This window comes from Pedobacter sp. W3I1, assembly GCF_030816015.1.
In the GTDB taxonomy this organism is placed as follows: Bacteria; Bacteroidota; Bacteroidia; order Sphingobacteriales; family Sphingobacteriaceae; genus Pedobacter.
The window spans coordinates 2,193,456-2,218,049 of record NZ_JAUSXN010000001.1; the positions used below are offsets into that span (position 1 = coordinate 2,193,456).

The window sequence follows — 24,594 nt, forward strand, 5'->3', positions numbered from 1 at the left end:
GGCAGTTTTAACTAATGCCATAAAAGTCATCACTCCAAAACGCACGTTCGTCACTCGATATTGCACGTTCGTCAAAAAGATTATGATATTTTATTTTTTAGGAATACCTTCATTTCTATCTGTTCGATACTAACAAAATAATAGTTGTTGTCAGCAGTTTTTAATTTAATCATCTAAATTTAATATGAGAAAAAATTTTCTGCTCGCTCCACTTGTATTGCTATTGGGCATGACTATTTCAACCGTGGTTTTTGCACAGGTCGCTTTTAACAAAAGGGCTACCGGTAGTATCGGAGTTGTCCCCCAACCCGGAAACTTATTGAATGATGCCAGCTTGGATAATATTGATTTCCAAAATGGCACCCTTAGGGTTGGAATACCCTTATATACAATTAAAGTTGACGATATTATAGTTCCGATCTCATTAAGCTATAATGCCCTTGGTATTAAGGTTGGCCAGGCGGCGAGTAGTGTTGGGATGGGATGGGAACTGAATGCGGGAGGGAAAATAACGACTATTGTAAATGGATTACCCGATTCTGATTCGAAGGGACTAGGACAATGGGATAATCCCAACCCAATGACATCACTTTTTAGTACTGGAAGTTTTGATGTGACTAATAATTCTACACATCGCGAATTTGCAGTAAATGCGCTGAATAACAAAAAAGACGGGGCATGGGATGCTTATGCTTATAGTACCCCAATAAGTAGTGGTAAATTTATGGTCACCGGAGGAAACAAGCTTACTTATCCTTATGATCCAACCATCACGATCAATAATCAGAACTCTATTACCTCAGGGGAAGGTATCACCTATACATATGGTCAAGGTGATATAATGGCTAGTTACAAGAGATCATTTCACGAAAAAAACTCGCAAGGAGGCACTGTTTATAGTGAAACTTGGAAGCCTTCTCCCAATTATGAGAATAGAAATCTATCTGTTATCACCTCCAAGTGGACAGACCAAACCATAAATTTTAATTATGAAAGTATAGTTGAAAATACATCACAAGCTGACGATATTAGGTTAAGGAATAAAAGCATAACCACAACTATGGTTACTATGCCTATGGCTAGAGATGTACACGAATCTGGCGGTACATGGTTTAGTGCCAGTAATTCCTTTCTGATTAAAGAACCGAGTTATTCGCAAAACCGTACCGAAATCATTAATCATACTAGGCTTTCAAACATTGTCTATAATTTTGGTCGCGTATCATTCGTTTACGGAGCTGATTTAAATGGTCAGGATGTCTTAAATACAATTATCATCGAACAGAAAACCGAGAGTGGATACGCTCCGCTTAAAAAGTTCAGTTTTGTTTACGATATTCAAAATGGGAGCCATTATCTCCGTCAGTTGTTGGTGACCGATGCAAATGATGTGCTGATAAATAAATGGGGTTTTAGCTATAACGGTTCACTTCCAGTTGCTTGGAATGCCCTTACGTATGCGCAGGATCGATGGGGGTTTTATAATGCCCAGGTTAGTAACCAGACGCTTATGGAAAGTCCTGCGGCAAGTTTGGTACTTAATAGTAAGGTGCACTACCCCGTCTACGATATTGGAAATACGGATGTATCAGCGGTTCAACTGCCCAGGACCTCGCAAGAATCTAGATTTATCACCTTGGGAAATGCCGGTGCGTTGGGCATTTCAAGAATACCTTTTGCCAATCGAGATTTTGTATTTGCTGAAGCAATTAAAGGTACACTTAACAAAATTACAACACCTACCGGCGGCACTGTAATTTACGAATATGAACCACACCGGTTCCAGCATACGAAACGCGATGGAGGATCCAGTATTGTACAGAGCAAGGACGGTGGAGGAATCCGGATAAAGTCTGTGATGTTTAAAAATGGCGAAGAAAATTACACTAAAAAAGAATATACCTATGGGCGCTCACCTGCAGATGGAGAGAGTGGGTACGGCAAAGTTGCATACCCGGGTACTTTTTTAATGTCGCGGGCAATTTATGGACAAAGCAACAATAGTTTCGATAACATGGTCATGTTTTCTCATCCATTAAATGATATGGATTATGGAGGCGGAAGTTATGCAGGTTATGGCTATGTAACCGAGTACGTGGTAAAGGATAGCACAGCCTATTACAAGAACCACAGCAAGACTACTTATGAATATGTGCTTCCGAGTTTTGATTTTTGGGATACGAGTAGCATGCCTGGATATTTCTATAATAGCTATGGCGTAAATCCGGAAAGGATTCATGAAAAGCTACTGAGGTGTACGAAATATAAGATCCTTTCTGGGGGGTCCTATGATAAGGTGGAGGAAAATATTAACACTTATTATTCTCCATTCAAAGCTCCTACGCCATCTGTTCCACAAAAATCTTATTCTTATTTCGGTAGTGTAATCGGAACATTATATAGCCAGTACACCGGAACAGATTATACCGTGTGTTTTGTAGAGCAACTGGGGCCAGGAACTTCTCCAAGTCAATCCTGCTCAGGTGAAACCGTTCCTGTAGTGGCAGATCCGCTATATTGGACCCACTTTGTTGACGAGACTCCGGAAAGTTATTTTCCCGGTAAATATGGTGGTGGCCCGGTTGAGATGTCTACATTTTCAACCTGCATTAGACTTAAACAAAATCAAGTCATCACTTATGAAACTAATGCGGCTCCTATAGATACGGTGATCACCAATTATTACTATGAAAACCCAAAACACATGCTGTTAACAAGGACAGCAGGACTTGACAGTAGGGGTGATTCAGTAATTAATAGAACTTATTATCCAGGTGACTTTATGGATGCAGGTTCAACCACTGCCATGTTTAACTCACATTATTTGCGGTTAAACGGTATATTAAGTATTCCAATCCATCAATTAAGTGGAATTAAAAGAAACAACATAGAATATATTCTTAGTGGATCGCAGGATAATTCTGTAGTGAGACTTGGGCCAGACTTTGTTCATGGCGAGGTGATGATTGCTTTCCCAAGTAAGCTCAATACCTCTGGGAAAATGTTAACACTTAGCGAATATCTTGATAATTACAATACACTCTTTGAAAAAGAAATGATTGGAGAGGGAGACAATGGTAAGATCCAAAATTATCAGGATAAAGCAGGGAGGCAGTTCAGTGTAGTTTATGGTTACAATTTGCAATTGCCAATAGCTAAGGTTAAGGGAGAATACCTTAGTGAGATCGCCTATACCAGTTTTGAGAGTATAGATGGTGGTTCCTATCCATATGGATATCTCAATTTTAACCTTTCTGGAATCCAAAATACGGATACCCCAATGGGGAAAAAGGCATATAACCTCACCTATGGAGATATTTCGCGTGACTATATCAATAGGGATAAACCTCAGATACTTTCCTACTGGACAAGGGATGATGGAAGTATCTTAAATATTAGCACTTACATCTATAGTGCCACTTCGCAAAGTTACGTTTCGGCGGGGACCGTTAGTACAGAAGATATTAAAAGGAGAAAAGATGGGTGGAAATTCGTTGAAAGAAAACTAACCGGGGTAGATAAAATTGTTATTTCAGGTAACGGATTTATCGATGAACTCAGACAATATCCTAGTAATGCAGAAATGGTTACCTATACTTACGACCCTACAATTGGTATAACCAGTTCGAATGATGCTAAGGGAATGACAACCTACTATGAATATGATGCATTTATGCGTCTTAAACATATTAAGGATCAGGATGGGAATATTGTAAAGGCATTTGATTATCACTTTAAGAGTTTATAGGCCATGAAAAAGAAACTGATTTTATCCGTAATTTTATTTATTGCCTTTTTTTGTGCAAAGGCCCAGTTGTCTTTAAATACCTACAGTGGGCAGGCTGAAATTAGCGACCCTCAAAGCATTACGCTTACCGATGGTTTCTTTGCGCCCTCAGGCAGTAACCTTCGGATATTTATAGGACAGAGTTCCTTTACCTGTACACCTCTGGGAGCCGTTTTAAGTGGTAATCAAAATTATGTAAGTGCAAAAGTATTCAGAATCCCAGGTGTAATGAATGCTAACGATGCGTCTGCTGCAAGTTTAACAAATTGTGATGTAACGCAGACTGTTCAATATTTTGATGGGCTAGGTAGACCTTCTCAAACCGTATCCATAAGAGCTAACCCTTTAGGGAATAGAGATGTTATCCAACCTTTTGAGTATGATTTTGTTGGGCGTGAGGTTAGAAAGTTCCTGCCTTATACAACATCCGTTAGTGCACCAGGATCTTATAGTCCTGTTGATCTTTATGCACAGGGACAATTTTATGGCTTAAGCGGGCAGGATTATAAGAGTAATGTTGCGCCTTTTTCAACAACCGTTTTCGAATCGTCGCCGCTAAACAGGGTATTGGAACAGGGTGCTCCAGGTGCAGTTTGGCAGCCTGCAGCCACAAGAGATGATAATCAGGGCAGAACTGTTTTAACAGAGTATAAGAGCAATACAAATGTTTCTGGTATATACAAGGTGAAAAATTATTTCGCCAGCTCGCCATCAAACACACATGTTAGGAATTTGGTAGATTTGGGCTGGTATCGTGCAAACAAGCTACGCTTAACCATTACAAAGGATGAGAACTGGACGGCAGACAAAGGCAAAGCCGGAACCGTTGAAGAATATCAGGACCGCGATGGACATATTGTGCTCAAAAGGCACTGGCAGACAGACGACACAGAGTTATCTACCTATTATGTTTATGATGATTGGGACAATTTATGTTTTGTGCTTCCACCAAATGCAAATGATGGGGCAGCTATTAGCCTTTCCAAACTGAATAACCTTTGTTATCAATATAAATATGATGCAAAGGGCAGGCTAGTTGAAAAAAAGGTTCCAGGGAAGGGATGGGAATATATGATATACAACAAGACCGATCAATTGGTTGCCAGCCAGGATTCTGTTCAGCGGATCAAAGGACCATTTCAACAGGCTTCCTTTTTTAAATATGATATCCAGAATAGGACAATCGTTACAGGTACTTTTCAAGTTGCAGGCGATATTGGCACCAACCAAAGAATCAGTCTGCAGAATATGGTTGATAATCAATCTACTGCCTGGGAAATCCGGACCACTTCTGGTAATGGTTATAGCAACACGTGTTTTCCGATGAATAATACCACTGCCCTGACTATCAATTATTATGATGGTTATGATAATATTCCTGGAATGCCTTATACTTTTGTAGCACCTTCAAATGCAAGTAGGATAACCAGGGGCCTTCCAACGGCGACAAAAACAGCTGTGTTGAATAATACAAACCATTATCTGTGGAATGCAAATTTTTATGATAACAACGGTCAGATAATTACCGGCTTTGAAGAACATTATAAATCTGGAGAGATTAATGAGAATAATTATGATAGGGTTACAAGTACTTATAATTTTTCTGGGCAGACAACAAATAGTTTAAGAGAACATTACATTAATAATGCAGGAAACCAACAAATGAGGTTGAGCATCAAAAATCGCTACATTTATGATCATACAGGTCGTAAGATTAAAACCTGGCAAAAAATGACAAACGGTGGGCAGGCAAGCGATATAGAGGTGCTTATTTCAAAAATGGATTATAATGAATTAGGTCAGCTCAAGAAACGCAATCTCCATTCTACTGATAGTTTAAATTTTGCACAGTCTATTGATTATACTTATAATGAAAGAGGATGGATGCAGTCGGCATCAGCACCGTTATTTGCCATGGAGTTAAAGTACAACAATGGTACGTATAAACAGTTTAATGGAAATATCGCTAACCAACTTTGGGGTACACCCGGGAGCCTCAACAAAAGTTATACTTACCAGTATGATTTTCTGAATAGATTAACACAGGGCGTTTCAACGGAGAACAATAGTGAAATTATAACCTATGACAAAGTTGGTAATATTACACACCTGGATCGTGTAGCTATAGGTACAAGTATAGATAATCTTAGTTACAACTATGTTAATGGTACAGGAATAACCGATCAATTGCAGACCATTGATGATTCTACTAACGACACTCAAGGACAGAAGCCAGGAACTTTCGGGTATAATTATGATGGGAATGGGAATATGCTAACCGATAATAGCAAAGGAATAGCCATTACATACAACCTTTTAAATTTACCGCAAAGCATTGCAGCAAAAAATATAACGTATTTTTATTCGGCCAGTGGAGAAAAGCTGCGCACATTAATAAATGGTTCTGCGAGAGAATATATTAACGGGATCCATTACGAAGGAACAGATATCAATTTTGTACAGACAGAAGAAGGAAGAGCAATCCCTAACGGGTTATCTGCTTATAGTTATGAATACACAATAGGTGATCATCTTGGTAACAGCAGAGTTGGCTTCACTACTGGTTCTGGAAACGCCATATCCGTGCAGATTAATAATTATTTTCCATTTGGAATGGAGACTCCAGGAGGATCAGTCGTATCTCCGAAAAATAATTATCTTTACAATAAAAAGGAGTTTCAGGAAGATATGGGGCTTTACGATTATGGCGCTAGGTTCTATGACCCGGTTATTGGTAGGTGGATTTCGGTTGATCCCAAAGCTGAGCAAGGTCGAAGATGGTCAGTATATAATTATACTTTCGATAATCCAATAAAATTTACTGACCCTGATGGAATGTGGCCTTGGCCAAGTTGGACGAACATAAAGAAGCAATTTACTAATATGGTCAAAAAACTACCAAAAATTCAAGTATCAAGTAAAGTAAGCTTTGGTGTTCAAGCTGGGGCTACAATAGCTAGTGTTGCCTCTGTTGACGTGTCACCTTTAGTTTTTACTCTTGCAGAAACGAAACACAAATTGAATAAAGGCCACTATACTAGTTCTGCATCATTTCCTAAGAAAGTGGATGGAATAAAAACTGAAAGTAAAGTTGGACTTAACATTTTAGGCTCAAGCATTGAAGCTGGAGGTAAATTTAATCTACATCCGGAAGATGGTATGTATTCTACGAATAATACCACTGTAGTTAAAGTTGGAGGGGTATTTAAAGAGTCTTTTCTTAAGTCAGTTAGCGAGACAAAGATTAGTACTTCATTAAGTCGAAGCTATGCTTCACAAGAAGTTTATGAAACGCATTATGGAGCAACAAAAAAAACTCAGGAAAATGAAATTAAATTTTCTATTAAGCTTTTTGTTGGTGTTGAATTAAAGATAAATTACTAACTAATGAATAAAGATTTGGGATTCAAGAGTGTTTTTAAAGATATAATTAAATATTTTAGCACAGAGGAGTTATTTTTTGGACTAGCAACGGTAGTAACGGTTGTTAGTCCATATAACTCTATAGTTCCAGCGCTTACCACTCTAATATTATTAGCATTTTATTATTTTTTCTTTGGGTGGTTCATGTTCCGCAATGAAAGGAAGACAAATTTTTTATTCTCAATTATTGCAGGTATTGTCTATTCGGTTTGCTTAGTTAGTATAGCTATTATTATTACTGGTGATTTCTATAAAACGTTCTTTTATATCATGCAGTTTATAATATTAGTTGTTTACTATATTTACTTAAGTAAGTTGAAAAATATTGGATTCTATAGGAGTTCCCATTACATTCGCATAGGGATTATTATAGCTTTAAATGTTTATCTGTACATTATTAAATAATATACTTATTTCTCAGAGACCATTGAGGAATAAGTAGAGTTGTAGTATAAGCTAGGCAGGTATGCTGAAGCTTTGCTGTTATTGTTCCTACTGCATTTATAAGTTTATTAATCAGTACCTAGACCCGCGCATGGTAGAGGCCTAAAGGAAGTCATGGCAGATGAAGAAGTTGGAGTAGATTTTACAGAATTGAGATTGAGCCAGGAGCTAAAGTGTACCTTAGTAGCGGTTTATAGTTAATATCCCTCTACTGGTCTTAACATCTCGCTATTTCAGGACTAGACAAGTATAATACATAACAAAGCCCAGCAGAAACGCTGGGCTTTGTTTTTTAATCAGCCGAGTTAACTTGAGTCTGATTCATTTCGTTTCAACAAAATTTTAAAACCTTATTTTTTCAATTTCACCTTAATATTTATGCATGAGCTTGGATATTTTTCTAAAAAAAAGGCTTTGATATGTGAGTTAATAAAATTCCAAAATAAAGTCATCACGCCAAAAGCCCATAATATCACTCGATATCGCACGTTCGTCAAAAAGATTTTTCTTTTTTGGTGATATATGCTAGTTTAAACACAAATAATATCAATCAAATATATAATGAATTTATATTCTGTAGTTTTCGATTATACCAATCTTTAAAATAAATAAATATAAAAATACGACAATAAAAAAATGAAATACTTAAAATTTTTGTTCCTGCTTTTATCCCTACAGGTATTCTCTTTGTTGAGCTATGCCCAAACACCAGAATTTTATTTTAATGGCGCAGCAGATGTGATTTTTCGCTTTCCAGCGCGGGGTACTGGCGGCAGGGCCTTGGTGCATGATGCCAGTAATGTTTTTAGTCTAAACTATGGCGGCGATTTTACCGGAGGCACACGCATTGGCAACGGATTTAACATCGCCAACGATGGAAGTTTCCGTGCTTTCGATAAACTGTTCTTTTCTTCTGAAGGTAATCTGGGGATCGGAACACTCAATCCCGAAGTACCACTTACTGTATATGGGAAATCACATTTTTATCCAAGCAGAATCGGAACAGGAGATGCAAGGGCTTTCTGTATAGACAAAGAGTTTAATCCCATGAGTTTTATGAACAACGATTATCCTATCATCTTAAAAACGGGGGGAGGTAATCAACCCCTTATACTGAATGCCGCAAGGGTAGGAATAGGAACGGCTAATCCGCAAGAAACACTCTCGGTTAACGGCAACATCCGTGCAAAAGAAATTAAGGTAGAAGCCACCAACTGGCCCGATTATGTTTTTGAAGCGGGTTACAATGTTGGAACGTTGAAAGGATTGGAAAGTTATATTAAAACAAATAAACATCTGCCAGAAATACCAGGTGCGGCTGAAGTAGAAAAAGAAGGTATTCAGCTGGGAGAGATGAATAAATTATTATTAAAGAAAATAGAAGAACTGACTATGCATTTGATTGAAAAGGAAAATCAGTTAGATATCCAAGGTAAATTGATTTTGAAAATTGAAGAAAGATTAAGAAAACTTGAAACCAGCCCAAAACGAAAATGAAAAAAGATAACATTGATCGTATCGATTCGCAAGACAAAGTAATCAAGAACTTAACAAAATCAACTAAGAAATAAATCATTTAATATTAACATTTATATACGCTCTAAATGAAAACCAACATCAAAAAACTAGTGAATACATTGGTAATTGCACTAGTATTTTATTCTACTACCACGTTTGGCCAAACCGCTGCTAGTTTAAATCAGTTTGCAATTGCTTATAGTTCTGGTGATGCTTTTAATTTTTCGGGTAATACCGTTCCACACTATGGCTTAGGATGGTACAATGAGGCTCCAACTCCGGCGCCGTTTGCTTATTTTTCCGGATATGCTGGGGTGAGATTTTTTACTGAAGGACAATCCAGAATGTTTTTAGATAAGAACGGCAACCTTGGACTTGGAACATCCAGCAATCTAAGCCGGTTGCATATTACAGGAGGAGACGAATCGATTACCTTAGGCGATTATAATAGTCCAAATATCGCCAAAGGGATATACTTTCCCGGATTTAGGGATGTTATCCCTAATTATTTTGGTGCTTCGATTGAATCGGTACCGGATTGGATTTGTTGTGGTGGATTCCCTGCAGCAACGGGTTATCCAGGGATACGGAATATGGGCCTGAACTTTAATGTACATGGGAATGTTGATGTAGCAGACAGTAAGTTAACTGCAATGGCGATCAATTCTAATGGTAATGTAGGCATTGGAACGATAATGCCCAGAGAACGCCTTTCTGTTAACGGCAACATCCGTGCAAAAGAAATTAAGGTAGAAGCCACCAATTGGCCAGATTATGTTTTTGAAGCGGGTTACAATGTTGGAACGTTGAAAGGATTGGAAAGTTATATTAAAACAAATAAACATCTGCCCGAAATACCAGGTGCGGCTGAAGTAGAAAAAGAAGGTATTCAGCTGGGAGAGATGAATAAATTATTATTAAAGAAAATAGAAGAACTTACGCTCCATCTTATAGAGAAAGAAAAAGAAATTAACGAAATAAAAGTTGCTCAGACCGCTTCTCAGAAAAAGGCTGCCGAAGATTTAGCCGTGGTGTTAAGCAGGCTTTCTGCATTAGAGAAATCAAAATAACCATTTCCAATAATTTAATCTATTAAATGTATGATCAATAAATATTACTTCATCTGGCTTCTTGCATCTCCTTTTGGACTGATGGCCCAAAATACGCTACCTACAAATGGTAGTGTAGGTATCAATACTTTAAATCCGGCAATGCCGCTTGATGTAAATGGGGATGCTAACATTGGAAATACAACAGATCGCTTTTATCTCCGTATTTCTTCTTCGCTTTTCCCCGAGCTTCGATTCCGGACACCAACAGATAATGAGGTGATCCGTTTGGGCGTTGTGGTTGGGCAGCAAGATTTCCCGGCTGCTGATGGAGATTTTTATATTTACTCGGCTGCAACGGGCACAATGCCATTTGTTGCGAAGAAAAATGGGAACATCAGTCTGGTAGCCACCAGTGGCTCTACAGGCATCGGTATCACTGATCCGAAATACAAACTCAATGTGGCGCAGGATATTACAATGAACACGGATATAGATGTTGCCCAGTTTGGTGTTTCTGGTAGCAGCGATCCAGCCAAACGTGTGGTGATGGGCTATGATGTAAATGGTGCGGGTTTTGGTTTTATCAAAGCAGGGTGGTTTCAGCACCAATGGACCAATCTGGCGCTACAGCCTAATGGCGGTAATGTTGGGATCGGTATTACCAACCCTGCAGAGAAACTTGCCGTAAATGGAAATATCCGTGCTAAAGAGGTGAAAGTAGAAGCTGCCAACTGGCCTGATTATGTTTTTAAAAAAGAATATCAGCTCACTCCATTATCTGAAATAGAAAAATATATCAATACAAACGGGCATTTGCCTGAAATCCCATCAGCGCTCGAGGTTCAGAAAGAAGGTATTGCTTTAGGCGAGCTTAACAATACCCTTGTAAAGAAAATAGAAGAACTTACACTCCATCTTATTGAACAACAAAAACAACTCACTGAGCAAGGAAAGCTGATTAAAGAACTCCAGGAAAAATCTACAGCAAAAAAATAATTTAAATGCTTTTTTAAAGGCATTTAGCTTTAATGAATATTCGGTTCTGTCTCAAAAAAACAGGTGCAGTATAAAATGCGCCTGTTTTTTTATTGCCAATAATTTTTGTTTCCTAAAGCAAAAATTATGCTATATAACAACGTTTTCGTAACAGGCAAATTTCGTTCGTCACTCCAAAACGCAAGAATATCACCTCAAAAGCATCGTTCGTCAAAAAGATTCTTTAAAAATAAATCATTCGTGTAGTTTTAACAGATAGCCATCACATTACTGATGATGAATTTTTCCAGATAAATTATTCTTATGAAAAAACACTTTTACAAAATTTTGGCCTCGGCCACTCTTTATCTTTTTTGTGCGTATCCAAATCGTGCAATGGCCCAAGATCAGACCATAAATGGAAATCTGAATATTGGTGCAGGTTTCCATAATGCCCTAGGTTACGGACCAAGGATTTATTTCTTGGGAAACTCTGATGATTTTTTTATTAGTCATTTTAATAGCGGAGGAAATCAAAGCGAATTCCGGTTTGGCATAGGCGACGATTTTCAACCGGAGGATAAATTTTCTATTGGGGTCAATTATGCTGGCGATGGTCAGTGGTACGATAGGATGGTGGTTCAGGGTGACGGGAATGTTGGTATTGGGACGTCTTCACCACAGTCGAAATTACAGGTTAATGGCGGGGCAGTGGTTGTGGGTACCAATTCTGTTGCAACAAATGCTGATGGACATGTCAGCATTGGGAATATAACAGAAGACTCAAATCCCACACAGGCAGATTGGATACCGAACTCTACTTTATTGCTCAATGCACATGATTATAGTAGTATTGGATTTCATGATTCAGGGGTCAGAGTTGATTTTATCCGGGCTGGAAATGGGACCATCCAGTTGGGATATGACGGCGGATTTGGAAATGCCAATATTGGTCTGCCTTTAGGTATTTGGAACGCGCAGGGCAATGTGGGGATTGGAACACTCAATCCACAGGAGAAACTTTCGGTTAAAGGAAAAATCAGGGCCCAGGAAATTAAAGTGGAAATGACGGGATGGCCAGATTTTGTGTTTGAACCGAAATATAGCCTGATGCCACTCCGATCGCTCGAAAGCTATATTAACGAAAATAAGCATCTCCCGGGAATACCTTCAGCAGCTGAAGTGAAAGAGCAAGGGATTGAGCTTGGAGCGATGAATAAGAAGTTACTTCAGAAAATCGAGGAACTGAGTCTATATATCATTCAACAGGATAAAAAGATTACAGATCAGCAACAGAGAGCAGTGGAGGAAAGAAAAAGTAATCTTTCGTTGCAAGAAGATATCGAGTTGTTAAAAACACAGATGAAAAAACTCATAGAAAAGACTGATCAGTAGATCAATTGTATAGAGATTAAAAAATAAATTAAAGGTAAAATACCTTTTATACTAAGGAGGTTTATTGTTTTATTTCTTGGAAAGGGTTTTAAATAAGATATCATGAAATATAATTTAAAATCCAGGCTAATATTTCTTCATTGATAAAGCAAAAGCTGCAAGCCCTGAGGTGGATTGGGAAGCCCCGATGAATGTTTTTTGACTTGACAGTGGTTACCGTAAATAAAGTGCAAAACGGCCGGAGTGCCAAAACCTTCATCGCGGAGAAAGTGCAGCGGCACCTCTATCTAATCCTCGGAAAAAAGTGTTATTTTTGAGCACTGTAGAAAAACAGGAAGAAATAAAGATGGAAGACAACACCGGGATAGATCACCCAGCGAATAATGCAACCGATCCTAAGGTGATTCCATATCAGTCACTCGATATTCCCAGGCTTGCCATAGCAGCCGCTAATATAGGTACCTGGTTCATGGATGAGCAGTCCGGTACTTTTCTCCCATCTGCACGCATGAAAGAAATGCATGGCTACTTTGCAGAGGAAGAGATGTCCCTTGAGGCAGTTCTCGTCCAAATTTCTCCAAAATACAGGCAGAAAGTGATCCGTACCATAAAAGAAGCCGCTGACCAGGGTGAACCGTTTTATCTGGAATACCCGGTGACCGGATTTCATGATCAGCAGCAGCGATGGCTTAGGGCAATGGGAGGCGCAGACCGGGCATCAACGGGTACCAATCAGTTCTCTGGCGTGATTATGGACATCACCGAACTCAAGCACAGTGAACTTCGAAGAAACAGATTCATCGGAATGGTCAGTCATGAGCTTAAGACACCTTTGACGGCATTGAAAGCTTACATCCAGCTCCTCAATAGATGGGCAAAAGAAAAGAAGGACAGTTTTACCATCGGCGCATTGTCTAAACTGGAAAAGCAGGTAAAAAAAATGACAACGATGATCAATGGCTTTCTGAATTTTTCAGGAGTGGAATCCGGCAAAATTCATCTGAATAGGTTGAATTTTGATATTAACAAGCTGTTGAGGGAGGTGATTGATGAATATGCCGAAATTTCACCTGACCATGTGATCAGCCTGGCAGAATGTGGGGAGTCCATCGTATATGCAGACCGGGAAAAGATCGAACAGGTGATCATCAATCTGATCAGCAACGCAGTCAAATACTCTGGTCCCGGAAAGCCGGTAGAAGTTGTCTGTCAGGACGATAAAACCAAAATCACAATAAGTGTTAAGGATATTGGAATGGGAATTGAAAAAAAAGATATTGCCAAACTCTTCAAACCCCATTCCAGGATAACAACCAGCCAGACCGAGAATATAACGGGCTTCGGTATAGGACTTTACCTGTGCGCTGAGATTATTAAATACCATGATGGGGATATCGGTGTGAAAAGTGAACCGGGCCGGGGAAGCACGTTTTGGTTTACCCTTCCCATTGGCGATTCTTCCACTACCACCGCAGCAGACATCATTCCAGAGATTAGCGACACAAGCAATTCCTGATTTTCAATGGTCTTGATTTCATGTACAGGATGCACATTAATACTTTCCTGTACAGATGCTAGCGGATGATTTTTTTTGACCGGCCGTTTATTATATAACACGCCAGGAGATCTGGAAGCTGAAATTCAGACAGATAGATGCCCTGTGCAGGCTTGTAAAGTTTTGATTTTCAATAATTTTATTTATATTTGAAAATAATTAAATACAATATAATGCAACAAGGAACAGTAAAATTTTTCAACGAGACAAAAGGTTTTGGATTTATCGTACCAGCTAATGGCGATGCAGAGCTTTTTGTGCACGTATCAGGTTTATTAGATGACATTCGCCAGAATGATTTAGTAAGCTATGATGTAGAAGAGGGCAGAAAAGGCCTGAACGCAATCAACGTTAAGATAGGATAATATATACCTTCATACATTGTTAAAAACACCATGCTGTAAAGCCTGGTGTTTTTTTTTGACCATATCCAGAGGAATGGCCTAATTTTCAACACATACCAGTTGTATAAGGAGAGGAGATATTTGATGGTAGGCAAGGTTTTTCACATCGTTGTAAACAAGTTTCGCTTTCTAATTGTTCTTCATGAAACTCAATTTAAACAACATATGGCTAAGGATGCTCATACGGATAATTATAAGTTAAGGTTTAAGGAGTCCGAGGATAAGTTTAACTCCATTTTCAGTCTTACGAGTGTTGCCAGCAAAATAATAGGTTCAGATCTAACCATTCTCAAAGTGAATAAGGCAATGGTTGAATTGCTGGGCTACACAGCCGAAGAGATCGAGGGTACAAAAATTCTGGACTATGCATGCGAGGAGTATAAACCGGTATGGCATGATCTACAGGAAGCATTATGGAGCCGTAGAGTTCCTTACTTCAAGCTCCAGGCCTGCCTGGTCAAAAAGGATGCCTCGCTTGCTTGGGTAGATGTTACAACAATTCTTTTCAACGATGATGGGGTAACATATGGCTTTACGGTTCTTGATGATATAACCGGAACCAAGAGATTTCGGGAAACAGAGCTCCGCCTCAACGTTGCACTCAGGAATTCCCAGATGGCAGTCTGGGAAATGGAACCCGACGGAAATTTTTCTTTCCGTTCGGAAATTCATGACCAGATATTTGGCTACGAGACACCCAATAATCAATGGACTGTCCATGATTATACCAGTCATATTATCGATGAAGACCGCGGTAGTTTTAAGAATGTTATGGACAGTTTGCCCAGATATGGGGCAGTTAATTTCCAGGGCCGAATAATTACCACCGCCGGAACAGTCAAATGGATTAATTTCCAGGGAAGAGCAGAAAGAGACGCTGACGGCAGCATTTCAAAATTTTTAGGGACTGTTGCCGATATAACTGTAGACAAACAGAAAGAACGCCATAAAGAAGATTTTATCCGTGCTGCCAGCCATGAGCTCAGAACACCGGTAACTACGCTGAAAGCTTCTGTGCAATTGCTTAACCGGCTGCAGGGTGTTATGGAGGAGAAAGCTCAGACGCTGCTCAATCAGGTGAGCAAGAGCGTCGAAAAAGTTTCATCGCTGATTGAGGATTTGTTATATGCCAGCAGGGCATATGAAAATTTTATCCAGCTCCGAAAGACCCATTTTAATATTTCCAAGCTAATTGAAGAAGGTACGTATCACCTGAAGCTTGGCGGACCGCAACAGATCAGCATCAAAGGAGACCTGAGCCTATCGATAACTGCCGATGCTGAAAGGATAGAAAGGGTCATTTTAAGTTTCCTTGATAACGCTTTAAAATATGCTCCGGGATCAAAGAAGGTTGAAATCTTTATCGAACAGGAAGGTGATAGGTGCAGGATATCTGTCAAAGATACGGGCCCAGGAATTGAGATTGAGCGACAGAGGACATTGTTTGACTGGAATACCAATGGAGATTTTGAGGAAGGACGCTTTTCGGGAATGCGCACCGGCCTCTATACCAGTGCCGAGATTATTAAAACACATCAGGGAGAAATCGGTGTTTTGAGCGAACCCGGAGCGGGCAGCACATTTTGGTTTATGCTCCCGATCAGCGGATAATGTTTAGCGTCTGGGGCTGTATAGCCAGTTTTACATGCGGTTTGATAACCTTATTGGGTTTACAACGGTTTATAAGATTGAAAACTTTGTTAAGCGAACGGGCTATATATTATAGGCTCGTTTGTATTTACGGCTAGCGATGACAGGTAACTTTCCGGGGACTGTTGCGCTCATCTTTAATGCTTCTGCAACCAATTAACAGAAGGTCAGTTATAGGAAGCCCGGCCGAATAGGTTTACCTGCGTAACAAAATCATCAATATTGAAGGGCTTTGCTATGAATGCTACTCCACAGCCCATTTGCTCAACCTCATTTTTGCTTCTATTGGCTGACATCATAATAACATTTATGGCCGAAGTCTGTTCATTCTTATGGAGTTGCATGCATACTTCCAGGCCGTTTCCATCGGGCAGCATGATATCTAGTATCGCGATATCCGGCAGTTTTTGGGATACCAGTTCTCCGAACTGTGCAACTGTGGCGCAGCCGTTCACTTCATATCCGGCTTCTGAGAGGATATACACAACTACTTCATTGATATCAGGATCGTCTTCAAGAACGTAAATTAATTTTTTGCTCATTTGTGCCGTGTTTTTAAATTAGTCTTGATGTTACTGTTGCAGGGGAAGGACAAATTTAAAAGCAGCACCTTTTCCCATCTCACTTTCTACCCATATGCGGCCACCATGGCGCTCAATGATTTCCCTGGTGATATAAAGGCCGAGTCCAAGGCCCGAAATATGCCTGTCCTGTTCCCGGACCCTGTAAAACTGGGAGAATATGTTGGTCTGTTCCGCCTGGGGAATGCCAGCGCCATTGTCTATTATTGAAACTGTTATTTCATTGTTTTGGTTTACTGCATTTATGCTGATATCGGGGGACTGAGGGGCATATTTCACTGCATTACCGATCAGGTTCGTGATTACCTGTTCCAGGCGCATTCTGTCGCCTTCTATGGTCAGCTCGCCGCTGGGTTCGAAAATGAAATTATGCTGTGGAACGGAATGCGCGAAGGTTTCGCATATATCACTGATCAGCCCGCCCAGGTTCAGGCTTTCGAAATTAAACTGCAGTTTGCCCGACTGTACCTTGGATATATCAAAGAGATCGTTGATGAGCAAATTGATTTTGTCCAGCTGTCCCATGGCCTTGTTCACGAAATTTCTGTTCACTTCTCCGGTGGCAGTTTTTTGAAGGAGTTGTAGAAAGCCGCCCATTGCGGTGATGGGTGTCTTCAGCTCATGCGATGCCAGGGCAATGAATTCATCTTTTTTGCGGCTGAGGGTTTTAACCTCTTCGAAGAGTTTTGAGTTGTCCAGAGCGATGGCAGCCTGTGATGCTACGCCGGCAACGAGCTCCTCATGATCCTTAAGGAATCTTCCAGGCTCGGGATGGCCGAAGAACAGCCCACCGATGACGTTGCCTGTCGCCGAAATAACCGGAACAGCGAGGTAGCTTACGACAGGAAGGTGACCCTTGGGCATGCCGAAATGGGGTGCCATTTTGCCGTATCTCGGATCTTTGGTAATGTCATCCACGCGGACTATGCCTCCACCGCTGAAGGTGGTGTGAAAGACTGCTGTGTTGCGGGGCGTACCGAATTTCTCAAAGGCTTCCCGGGGAGCGCCAGAAAGGGTATAGAGCATATAGGATTCACCGTCCACATTTGTTTTATTGTAAAAGAAGGCGCCAAATGCTGCGCTGGTGAGTTCTGTTGTTGCATCTGTTACTTTTTGCAGAATCACCTCGACATCCAGTTGTTCGCTGATGGTTTTTCCGATTGTGTTGAGAATCAGTAGTTTTTGTGCATTGTATTCAAGGGCAATTTCTGCTTCGCGTTGTGCGGTGATGTCCCGTGCTACTTTGGATGCCCCTATGATTACCCCTTCGCTGTTTTTTATAGGGGACACGGTGAGCGATACCTGGATTTCTTTGTTTTCCTTGCTGAGCCTGATGGTCTGAAAGTGGTCGATCTTTTCACCTCTTTTGATACTGTTGATGATCCGCTCTTCTTCGTCAAGCCGGTTCTGTGGAATCAATATAGAAATATGCTGGCCCACAGCTTCGGTTTCTGTATAGCCAAAGATGTTTTCTGCTCCTTTGTTCCAGGTGCTGATCACACCGGCCAGCGTTTTACTGATGATCGCATCATCGGAACTTTGGACGATGGCAGCCAGGGTTGCCTGCTTTTCGTCGGCAAGTTTTTGTGCGGTAATGTTGCGCGCAATCTTGCTTACACCGATGATATGACCGTTTTTGTCCCTCAGGGCCGAAACGGTCAGCGAAATGGGTATTTCCCTTCCATTTTTGGCCAGGCGCACTGTTTTATAATGTTCTATTTTTTTTCCTGCCCTCACATTACCGATAATGTAGTCTTCCTCAGTTATCCGGTCTGGGGGTATGAGCATGGTAATATGCTTCCCGATGGCCTCGGCTGGGGTATATCCGAACATCTCCTGTGCGCCTTTGTTCCAGCTGGTGATAAATCCGTCTAATGTTTTGCTCACAATGGCATCTTCCGATCCTTCTATTATCGCAGCCAGTCTTGCCTGCTGTTCTTCGGCATCCCGCCCGCCTGATAGATCACGGATCATCTGGATCAGGCCGATAATCTTTCCTTCGTCGTCGCTGACAGGGGAAAGGGTGATGGAGACTTGTATTTCCGTTCCACTTGCCGTTTGCCGGACAGTCCGGAAATCGTGAACTTTTTCCCCGCCGAGTACCAGTACGGCCACACGTTCATATTCTTTGAAGATGCCTTTCGGCATGGTTATCCCAGCAGTTTTTCCGACCAGCCCATCTTTGCTGAAGCCAAAAAGCCGTTCAGCGGCAGGGTTGGTATTTGTTATATTGAAGTTCAGATCATGGCAGATTATGGCATCCTCCAGGCCCTGAAAAATTGACCTGAATGTAAATAGTTGGTCAACAGATTTAAAATCCATATTTGTTCGGTAATTGTTTTTATCGGGGTGTAATCATACCATGCCCAACTAAATTAACAACTATAAGTGGTAATAGTTTTAAGAATAAAGTCCTGGGCTGAAACTTTGGAGTTTAGTTCCCGCAGCTCGCTGCATAGCAGGATTACCTGAAGCTGAAATCAGATCCTATTTTTTAAAGTCGGGTTTTTCAACTGATCTGGCAAAAAGCATGCTGTATCGAAATGCCTGAAAGATATTGGTGACCCCATATCCCTGGTTTAGGCTTAAGTATTCTCTGCCTATTTTCTCCTACTTCGTTTTTATGTTTAAATGGGAATGGTAAATGTAAATCTGCTACCTGCTGGTTCACGGTTTTCCGCCCAGATCTCCCCATTGTGCATGCGCACGATTTCATTGCACAGATACAGGCCGATCCCAAAACCAGAAATTGTAGGGTTCTGTTCGGAGCGGAAAAATTTCCCGAATATTTTTTTAAGGTGAGAAGTCTGAATGCCGCTTCCCTCATCCTCGACCTGTACGAAGACCCTGTCGTTCTTGGCCTTACAGCTGACTTGAATAGAAGAATGGTAAGGCGAGTATTTTGCTGCGTTGTTCAGCAGGCTCCATAGCACGCCGCGGAGTTTTTCCCTGTCGCCGTTAACCGGAATATCGCCATTAATGCGAAGGCTAAACTGATGCAGGGAATGGAAAGCCTTCATGTCACCGGCTGTTTCCACTATCAGCTCGCCGAGATCGAATGTTGTGCGGTTCAGTACCGGTCTGCCACTTTCCAGCCTTGAGAGGTTCAGGAAGCTGTTGATCATTTCTCTCATCCTGTTTATCTGATGCTGTGCCTTTTCCAGCATTTCTGGTATGGTAAGGTCTTCCGAATCCGATAGTTTTCTTTTCAGTACCTGGATATATGCGTTGATCGAGGTGAGTGGTGTCCGGAGCTCATGGCTAATGATGTCTATAAATCCGTTCTTACGTATTTCTTCCAGCTTGCGCTCGGTAATATCAAGACAGGATACCGTATATCCCGCAAAGCCACCATCTGCCCGAAACCTTGGAGAGTTATGGCAGTGCATCCATTGGTAATCCCCGTTTTCCTGTCTGATCCTGAATTCATTCGAAAACTTTTCAAAATTTTTCTTGTACCTGTTCTCGTTTTCTGTCAGACCGGCGAGATCTCCAGGATGGATGAGGTCGTTCCAGCCCTCGCGCATAAGCCTGGCTGGCTCCCTCCCTGTAAGTTCTGACCATTTTTTATTGTAATAGATGGTTTTGCCATGTTCATCGGCCACCGAGATCAATAACTCGGTTCCATCAGCCATCGAGCGGAACCTTGATTCGCTTTCTGATAGCTCATTGAGACGCTGTTCTACGCGTTCTTCAAGCTCAAGGTTTAGTTCAGCAAGTTCGCTCCGGGTTTCTTCAAGCTGCTGGTTGAGCCGCTGTACCTTTTCCAGATTCGACCTGGTTTCCTCCAGGTCATCCATTAGATTAGCTTTTTGTACCCGCTCGGTAACGTCTATTGCGCTATTTATGACCGCAATAATCTTTCCGTTTTCGTTTTTGACCGGCCGGTACTCAAAATCAAAAAAATAGGTCCCGATTTTTCCCCCGACATTGAGCTCAGCCGGCGTGGCAGTTCCGGTAATGGTCTCTCCTTCGAGCCATGCTCGTTTGAAAAGGCCCAGAAAAGGTTGCCCCCTAAGTTCAGGGAGTGCAGCCTCAAGCGGTTGACCGATAACAGCCTTATCTTTTCCCCATATGTGGAGCATCGACTCATTGGCGGAAACAATTGTGGCATCGTCTCCAATATGTACCGATGTTGGAACCCTGCCAAACTGGTATACATAATTCAGTTCTTCAGCACTCAGCTTAACATGTTCAAGACCCATGGTTTTTTGATAAAAATTCCCGTATAAATACTGTTTTGTCCTACTAACATGATTTATGGGATATATGTTTTAACATTGCCGTTTTTTGTCCAGATAAGGGGCGAAAATTAATTAATGTCAATCTGGATGCGGCCGCTTTCCTTTCTTGGTGCTGTCCTTGCTTTTTGAAAATATTATATGCGCGGAGTCGATAACCTGGTGTTTCCGGCGCGAAAGACGGACCACGGGAACCCTGATTGAAGTTCTAGTAGTACGTTACGGTAATTCGCTAACAAACCAGAGGATCCTGGTTAAAACTCCCGGGCCATGATCCCTGGAAATGAGGGAGTGTTTGAAAAGTGAAACCCGATATCAGAATTCCTCAAATTGTATATTGTTTTTTTTCGCCTTTTGCCGCGTAAGTTATAACCTAAGCATAGTTAAATTGGAATCTTGAGCGGATGTTGATACTTTTTCCTTTTTATGCAGACAATCGACTTTGAGCAGAGTACAGCTAGGCGGAATGAAAGTAAAGCAACATAGTACCGACTTCTGGCTCTTGGTTTTCTGAGGTGAATATAACTGGCATCTGGCCAAGGCAACACATATACTTTACCGCCCTTCCCATATTTCTGTCCTTTGTGGATGCAGTGTTTTTATAACATACTGTATGACTTGATTGTTTGGGTCAGGATTACGGAGGCTTTCCCGTAAATGGTCGTTCCAATCCATCAGCGCATCTTCAGGGGTGTCCCCACATCCGAAAATACCACTCTGGGGATCCGGGCCAAGCACAGCAAAATAGGTGTTGCCCTCCTTAAAAAGCAGCGGATGCAGTTTGCTTACGCACTGAGGCAATCTAAAGCGGCTAAAATCAAAACCGACCCTTTTTTCCTCGCTGACATTCATCTGTTTCATAATATAACGCTTCTTTAAGTAAATTCTCTTTATATCCCTCTTATAAGCGGGTTTTGGTTATCCTGTTCTCTTTCTTCGTCATCTGAAGGATCGAGTTTAATTTCCTTTTTCGGTGCGTTCAGGCTTGCGCTGCCCGCAATGCCCCGATAGTCTGTTTCCTCGTCAAGTTCAGTTTCCTTTTTCAAGCCATCTGGCATGCTGTTATGTTTCTCTTCCATATCGTTTATAAAAGTCATTTGTTTCATTGAAATGATTCCAGGCACGGTAGGGGAAACCTTTATGCAAGGTTTCAAGACCATTTGTTGCCCCTAAACAAGTAGCCCATCCGATTATAAATGCAAAACCTTGTTAATGAAAAACACGAACCAAATGAAAAAGGTTTCCAAAAAATGATAAAGGAACAGTAAAACAGTCGGCATTATTCGGCTCATTGTTAAGTTGATGCTTTGCCTGGGCTGTCAAAAGGTGATTTCCTTAATATTCTATTTAAATAGCGGTCCGTATTTTAACAATTTCATAATTCTATCTGACCATATTCCTAACGCTTCACGCACATCTTTGTGGCGCATTAAAGGTAGGTGTGAGCATGCCGGAGATGTGTTTTGCAATAATCATAACTAATCATTCATGAAACAAAATTACCAATTCAATTATTTGTCTTTTATAGGAAAATGGCCATGTTTTGCCGCATTCCTGGTGCTATTTTCACTCAACATCTTCGCTCAGAGTGGCAAAACAATTACCGGTAAAGTGATTGATGAAACCAATCAGGCTGTTCCTGGCGTTACCGTGCGCATTAAAGGTGGCGATGGCGGAACATCAACCAATAGCGATGGTATTTATAGCATTCAGGCAAAAAGTAGTGATGTTCTTATTTATTCTATGCTTGGCGGATTGACAAAAGAAATTACAGTTGGCAATCAAACTACGATTAACGTTACTTTAATGCCTGATAATCAGACTTTGAAAGATGTGGTTGTAATCGGTTATGGTACAGCAAATAAAAAGGATTTGACAGGAGCTGTTACTTCCATAAAATCGGAAGAGTTTAACCAGGGTGTTATGGTTAATCCAGCACAACTTTTACAGGGTAAAGTTGCCGGTTTGAATGTAACCAAGAGTGGTGACCCCAATTCAAAGCCTTCAACCATATTACGTGGGCCATCTACCCTAAGGGAAGGTGCTGCACAAGAACCATTTTATGTTATTGATGGGGTGCCGGGGGCTTCAATTGATTTACTTGCGCCTGCCGATATTGAAAGTATAGATATCTTAAAGGATGCATCCTCAACGGCAATTTATGGTTCACGGGCATCAAATGGTGTAATTATGGTGACAACAAAAAGATCTAAAAATGGACAGGCGCGTCTTTCATACAATGGTTATGCTGCGGTAGAAAAGGTTTCCAAGAAATATGATATGCTATCTGCGCCAGAGTTAAGGCAGTACCTTTCAGATAATAAACAGACTTTAAACCCGATTGATGATGATGGTTCTGATACCAACTGGCAATCGTTATTGGAAAGAACAGGTTTTTCACAGAATCATAATGTTTCTTTCGGTGGTTCTGGTCAGGCATCAGATTACGGGGCAAGCGTAAACTACCTGGATAATAAAGGAATATTAAAAAATACTTCTTTAAAACGGACTATTGTAAGGGCATATATAAACCAGAAATTTTTTAACGACAGGTTAAAACTTGGCTTAACGGTTACCAACAGCAATTCTAAAAGTTCGGATATTTATCAATCTCAGGCATTACCAAATATGCTGTTCTATTTACCAACGGTCAGTCCATTCAACACGGATGGTACTTACAAAGAAAACTATAACCGTACCGGAAGTGGAACGAGAAATCCTTTGTCAATTGTAGATAATAATGAGATTAATAACCTGAACAACAAAACCCTGATTAACGGGATGGCTCAAGTCAATATTCTTGATGGTTTAAAATTTACAGCTAGTGTTTCTTCACAAAAGGATCAGAATAATTACAGCACTTACCTGAACAGCCAATCGGGTCTGGCGAGAGGTGTTAACGGACAAGCGCAAAAAATTGATGTTTTAAACAAAAGTCAGGTATTGGAAAGTTATTTCAATTACGATAAAACCTTTGGCAAACACAGTTTAAAATTGCTTGTAGGTTATTCATGGCAGGAAGACAGAACCAACGATGGTTTTGGTGTAACTACACAAAATTTCTCAAATGATAATTTAGGCTACAATAATCTATTTCTTTCCAATCCAACTGCGCTCTCTCAGATAATTTTCAATGATGCTCCTATTTCTACCATAAGATTTATCTCATATTATGGCAGGGTGCAATACAACTACAACGAAAAATATTTATTACAAGCCTCTTTAAGAGAGGATGGTTCTTCAGCTATTGGAATAAATAATCGCTGGGGTTTCTTTCCTGCGGTTTCTGCCGGATGGAGAATTATTGGCGAGGATTTTATGAAAGCTGTTCCGGTAGTGAGTGATTTAAAACTACGTGCAGGTTATGGTGTTTCAGGTAACAGTTTAGGGTTTAATGCCTTTTCTGCACTACTGATTTACGGTACGCCTGCCGGAAATAATAAGTTCTTAAATAATGGCAATATCAGCAATGCAATTGGGCCGGTAAGAAATCCGAATCCAGATTTGAAATGGGGAAAGTACAGCAACCACCAACATTGGTTTAGATTTTGGCTTATTTAAAGATAGAA

At 40.7% G+C, this 24,594-nt stretch carries 15 protein-coding genes; 10 read left to right on the forward strand and 5 right to left on the reverse strand.

Features of this window, described 5'->3' with window-relative positions:
* The first annotated feature begins 184 nt into the window (after positions 1 to 184).
* The 9 genes from QF042_RS09335 (at position 185) to QF042_RS09375 (ending at position 16,164) form a co-directional block, all read left to right on the forward strand.
* Positions 185 to 3,748, forward strand: coding sequence for a hypothetical protein (locus QF042_RS09335; protein ID WP_307527563.1), 3,564 nt, complete (start codon positions 185 to 187; stop codon positions 3,746 to 3,748).
* 3 nt (positions 3,749 to 3,751) lie between these two features.
* The gene (locus tag QF042_RS09340) at positions 3,752 to 7,171 is read left to right on the forward strand and encodes a DUF6443 domain-containing protein (protein ID WP_307527565.1); all 3,420 of its coding nucleotides are present in this window, start codon (positions 3,752 to 3,754) and stop codon (positions 7,169 to 7,171) included.
* Positions 7,172 to 8,290: 1,119 nt separating this feature from the next.
* Entirely contained in the window at positions 8,291 to 9,151 is an 861-nt protein-coding gene (locus QF042_RS09345) for a hypothetical protein (RefSeq protein ID WP_307527567.1), read from the forward strand.
* Between the two features lie 107 nt (positions 9,152 to 9,258).
* Positions 9,259 to 10,242 carry a hypothetical protein gene (locus tag QF042_RS09350; RefSeq protein WP_307527569.1) on the forward strand — a complete coding sequence of 328 codons (984 nt, stop codon included), beginning with the start codon at positions 9,259 to 9,261 and terminating at the stop codon, positions 10,240 to 10,242.
* A gap of 30 nt (positions 10,243 to 10,272) precedes the next feature.
* Complete coding sequence (locus QF042_RS09355; protein ID WP_307527571.1) at positions 10,273 to 11,220, forward strand: hypothetical protein; 948 nt, start codon at positions 10,273 to 10,275, stop codon at positions 11,218 to 11,220.
* A gap of 303 nt (positions 11,221 to 11,523) precedes the next feature.
* On the forward strand, positions 11,524 to 12,594 hold the full coding sequence (locus QF042_RS09360) for a hypothetical protein (RefSeq protein ID WP_307527573.1): 1,071 nt from the start codon (positions 11,524 to 11,526) through the stop codon (positions 12,592 to 12,594).
* A 313-nt stretch (positions 12,595 to 12,907) separates the two neighbouring features.
* On the forward strand, positions 12,908 to 14,110 hold the full coding sequence (locus QF042_RS09365) for a cell wall metabolism sensor histidine kinase WalK (RefSeq protein WP_307527575.1): 1,203 nt from the start codon (positions 12,908 to 12,910) through the stop codon (positions 14,108 to 14,110).
* Between the two features lie 212 nt (positions 14,111 to 14,322).
* Positions 14,323 to 14,514, forward strand: a complete 192-nt coding sequence (locus QF042_RS09370; RefSeq protein ID WP_307527577.1) for a cold-shock protein — start codon at positions 14,323 to 14,325, stop codon at positions 14,512 to 14,514.
* Positions 14,515 to 14,718: 204 nt separating this feature from the next.
* Entirely contained in the window at positions 14,719 to 16,164 is a 1,446-nt protein-coding gene (locus QF042_RS09375; RefSeq protein WP_307527579.1) for a PAS domain-containing sensor histidine kinase, read from the forward strand.
* A gap of 206 nt (positions 16,165 to 16,370) precedes the next feature.
* Here QF042_RS09375 and QF042_RS09380 read toward each other — a convergent pair whose 3' ends face one another.
* From QF042_RS09380 to QF042_RS09400, 5 genes are all read right to left on the reverse strand, one after another.
* Entirely contained in the window at positions 16,371 to 16,745 is a 375-nt protein-coding gene (locus QF042_RS09380) for a response regulator transcription factor (RefSeq protein WP_307527581.1), read from the reverse strand.
* A 30-nt stretch (positions 16,746 to 16,775) separates the two neighbouring features.
* Positions 16,776 to 19,106, reverse strand: a complete 2,331-nt coding sequence (locus QF042_RS09385) for a PAS domain S-box protein (protein ID WP_307527583.1) — start codon at positions 19,104 to 19,106, stop codon at positions 16,776 to 16,778.
* Between the two features lie 305 nt (positions 19,107 to 19,411).
* Positions 19,412 to 20,989 (reverse strand): ATP-binding protein, encoded by a 1,578-nt coding sequence (locus QF042_RS09390; protein WP_307527585.1) that lies wholly within the window; start codon positions 20,987 to 20,989, stop codon positions 19,412 to 19,414.
* Positions 20,990 to 21,580: 591 nt separating this feature from the next.
* A complete protein-coding gene (locus QF042_RS09395) occupies positions 21,581 to 21,886 on the reverse strand; it encodes a hypothetical protein (RefSeq protein ID WP_307527587.1) in 306 nt (101 codons plus the stop codon).
* A gap of 29 nt (positions 21,887 to 21,915) precedes the next feature.
* Positions 21,916 to 22,122 carry a hypothetical protein gene (locus QF042_RS09400; protein ID WP_307527589.1) on the reverse strand — a complete coding sequence of 69 codons (207 nt, stop codon included), beginning with the start codon at positions 22,120 to 22,122 and terminating at the stop codon, positions 21,916 to 21,918.
* A gap of 391 nt (positions 22,123 to 22,513) precedes the next feature.
* Between QF042_RS09400 and QF042_RS09405 the strand changes: the two genes are divergently transcribed.
* The gene (locus QF042_RS09405; protein WP_307527591.1) at positions 22,514 to 24,586 is read left to right on the forward strand and encodes a SusC/RagA family TonB-linked outer membrane protein; all 2,073 of its coding nucleotides are present in this window, start codon (positions 22,514 to 22,516) and stop codon (positions 24,584 to 24,586) included.
* Positions 24,587 to 24,594 lie beyond the last annotated feature (8 nt).

Excerpts from the sequence above, each read along its gene's own strand:
- QF042_RS09335 (WP_307527563.1), top strand. The coding sequence starts at position 185 with ATGAGAAAAAATTTTCTGCTCGCTCCACTTGTATTGCTATTGGGCATG.
- QF042_RS09340 (WP_307527565.1), top strand. The coding sequence starts at position 3,752 with ATGAAAAAGAAACTGATTTTATCCGTAATTTTATTTATTGCCTTTTTT.
- QF042_RS09345 (WP_307527567.1), top strand. The coding sequence starts at position 8,291 with ATGAAATACTTAAAATTTTTGTTCCTGCTTTTATCCCTACAGGTATTC.
- QF042_RS09350 (WP_307527569.1), top strand. The coding sequence starts at position 9,259 with ATGAAAACCAACATCAAAAAACTAGTGAATACATTGGTAATTGCACTA.
- QF042_RS09355 (WP_307527571.1), top strand. The coding sequence starts at position 10,273 with ATGATCAATAAATATTACTTCATCTGGCTTCTTGCATCTCCTTTTGGA.
- QF042_RS09360 (WP_307527573.1), top strand. The coding sequence starts at position 11,524 with ATGAAAAAACACTTTTACAAAATTTTGGCCTCGGCCACTCTTTATCTT.
- QF042_RS09370 (WP_307527577.1), top strand. The coding sequence starts at position 14,323 with ATGCAACAAGGAACAGTAAAATTTTTCAACGAGACAAAAGGTTTTGGA.
- QF042_RS09375 (WP_307527579.1), top strand. The coding sequence starts at position 14,719 with ATGGCTAAGGATGCTCATACGGATAATTATAAGTTAAGGTTTAAGGAG.
- QF042_RS09380 (WP_307527581.1), bottom strand. The coding sequence starts at position 16,745 with ATGAGCAAAAAATTAATTTACGTTCTTGAAGACGATCCTGATATCAAT.
- QF042_RS09385 (WP_307527583.1), bottom strand. The coding sequence starts at position 19,106 with ATGGATTTTAAATCTGTTGACCAACTATTTACATTCAGGTCAATTTTT.
- QF042_RS09390 (WP_307527585.1), bottom strand. The coding sequence starts at position 20,989 with ATGGGTCTTGAACATGTTAAGCTGAGTGCTGAAGAACTGAATTATGTA.
- QF042_RS09395 (WP_307527587.1), bottom strand. The coding sequence starts at position 21,886 with ATGAAACAGATGAATGTCAGCGAGGAAAAAAGGGTCGGTTTTGATTTT.
- QF042_RS09400 (WP_307527589.1), bottom strand. The coding sequence starts at position 22,122 with ATGACTTTTATAAACGATATGGAAGAGAAACATAACAGCATGCCAGAT.
- QF042_RS09405 (WP_307527591.1), top strand. The coding sequence starts at position 22,514 with ATGAAACAAAATTACCAATTCAATTATTTGTCTTTTATAGGAAAATGG.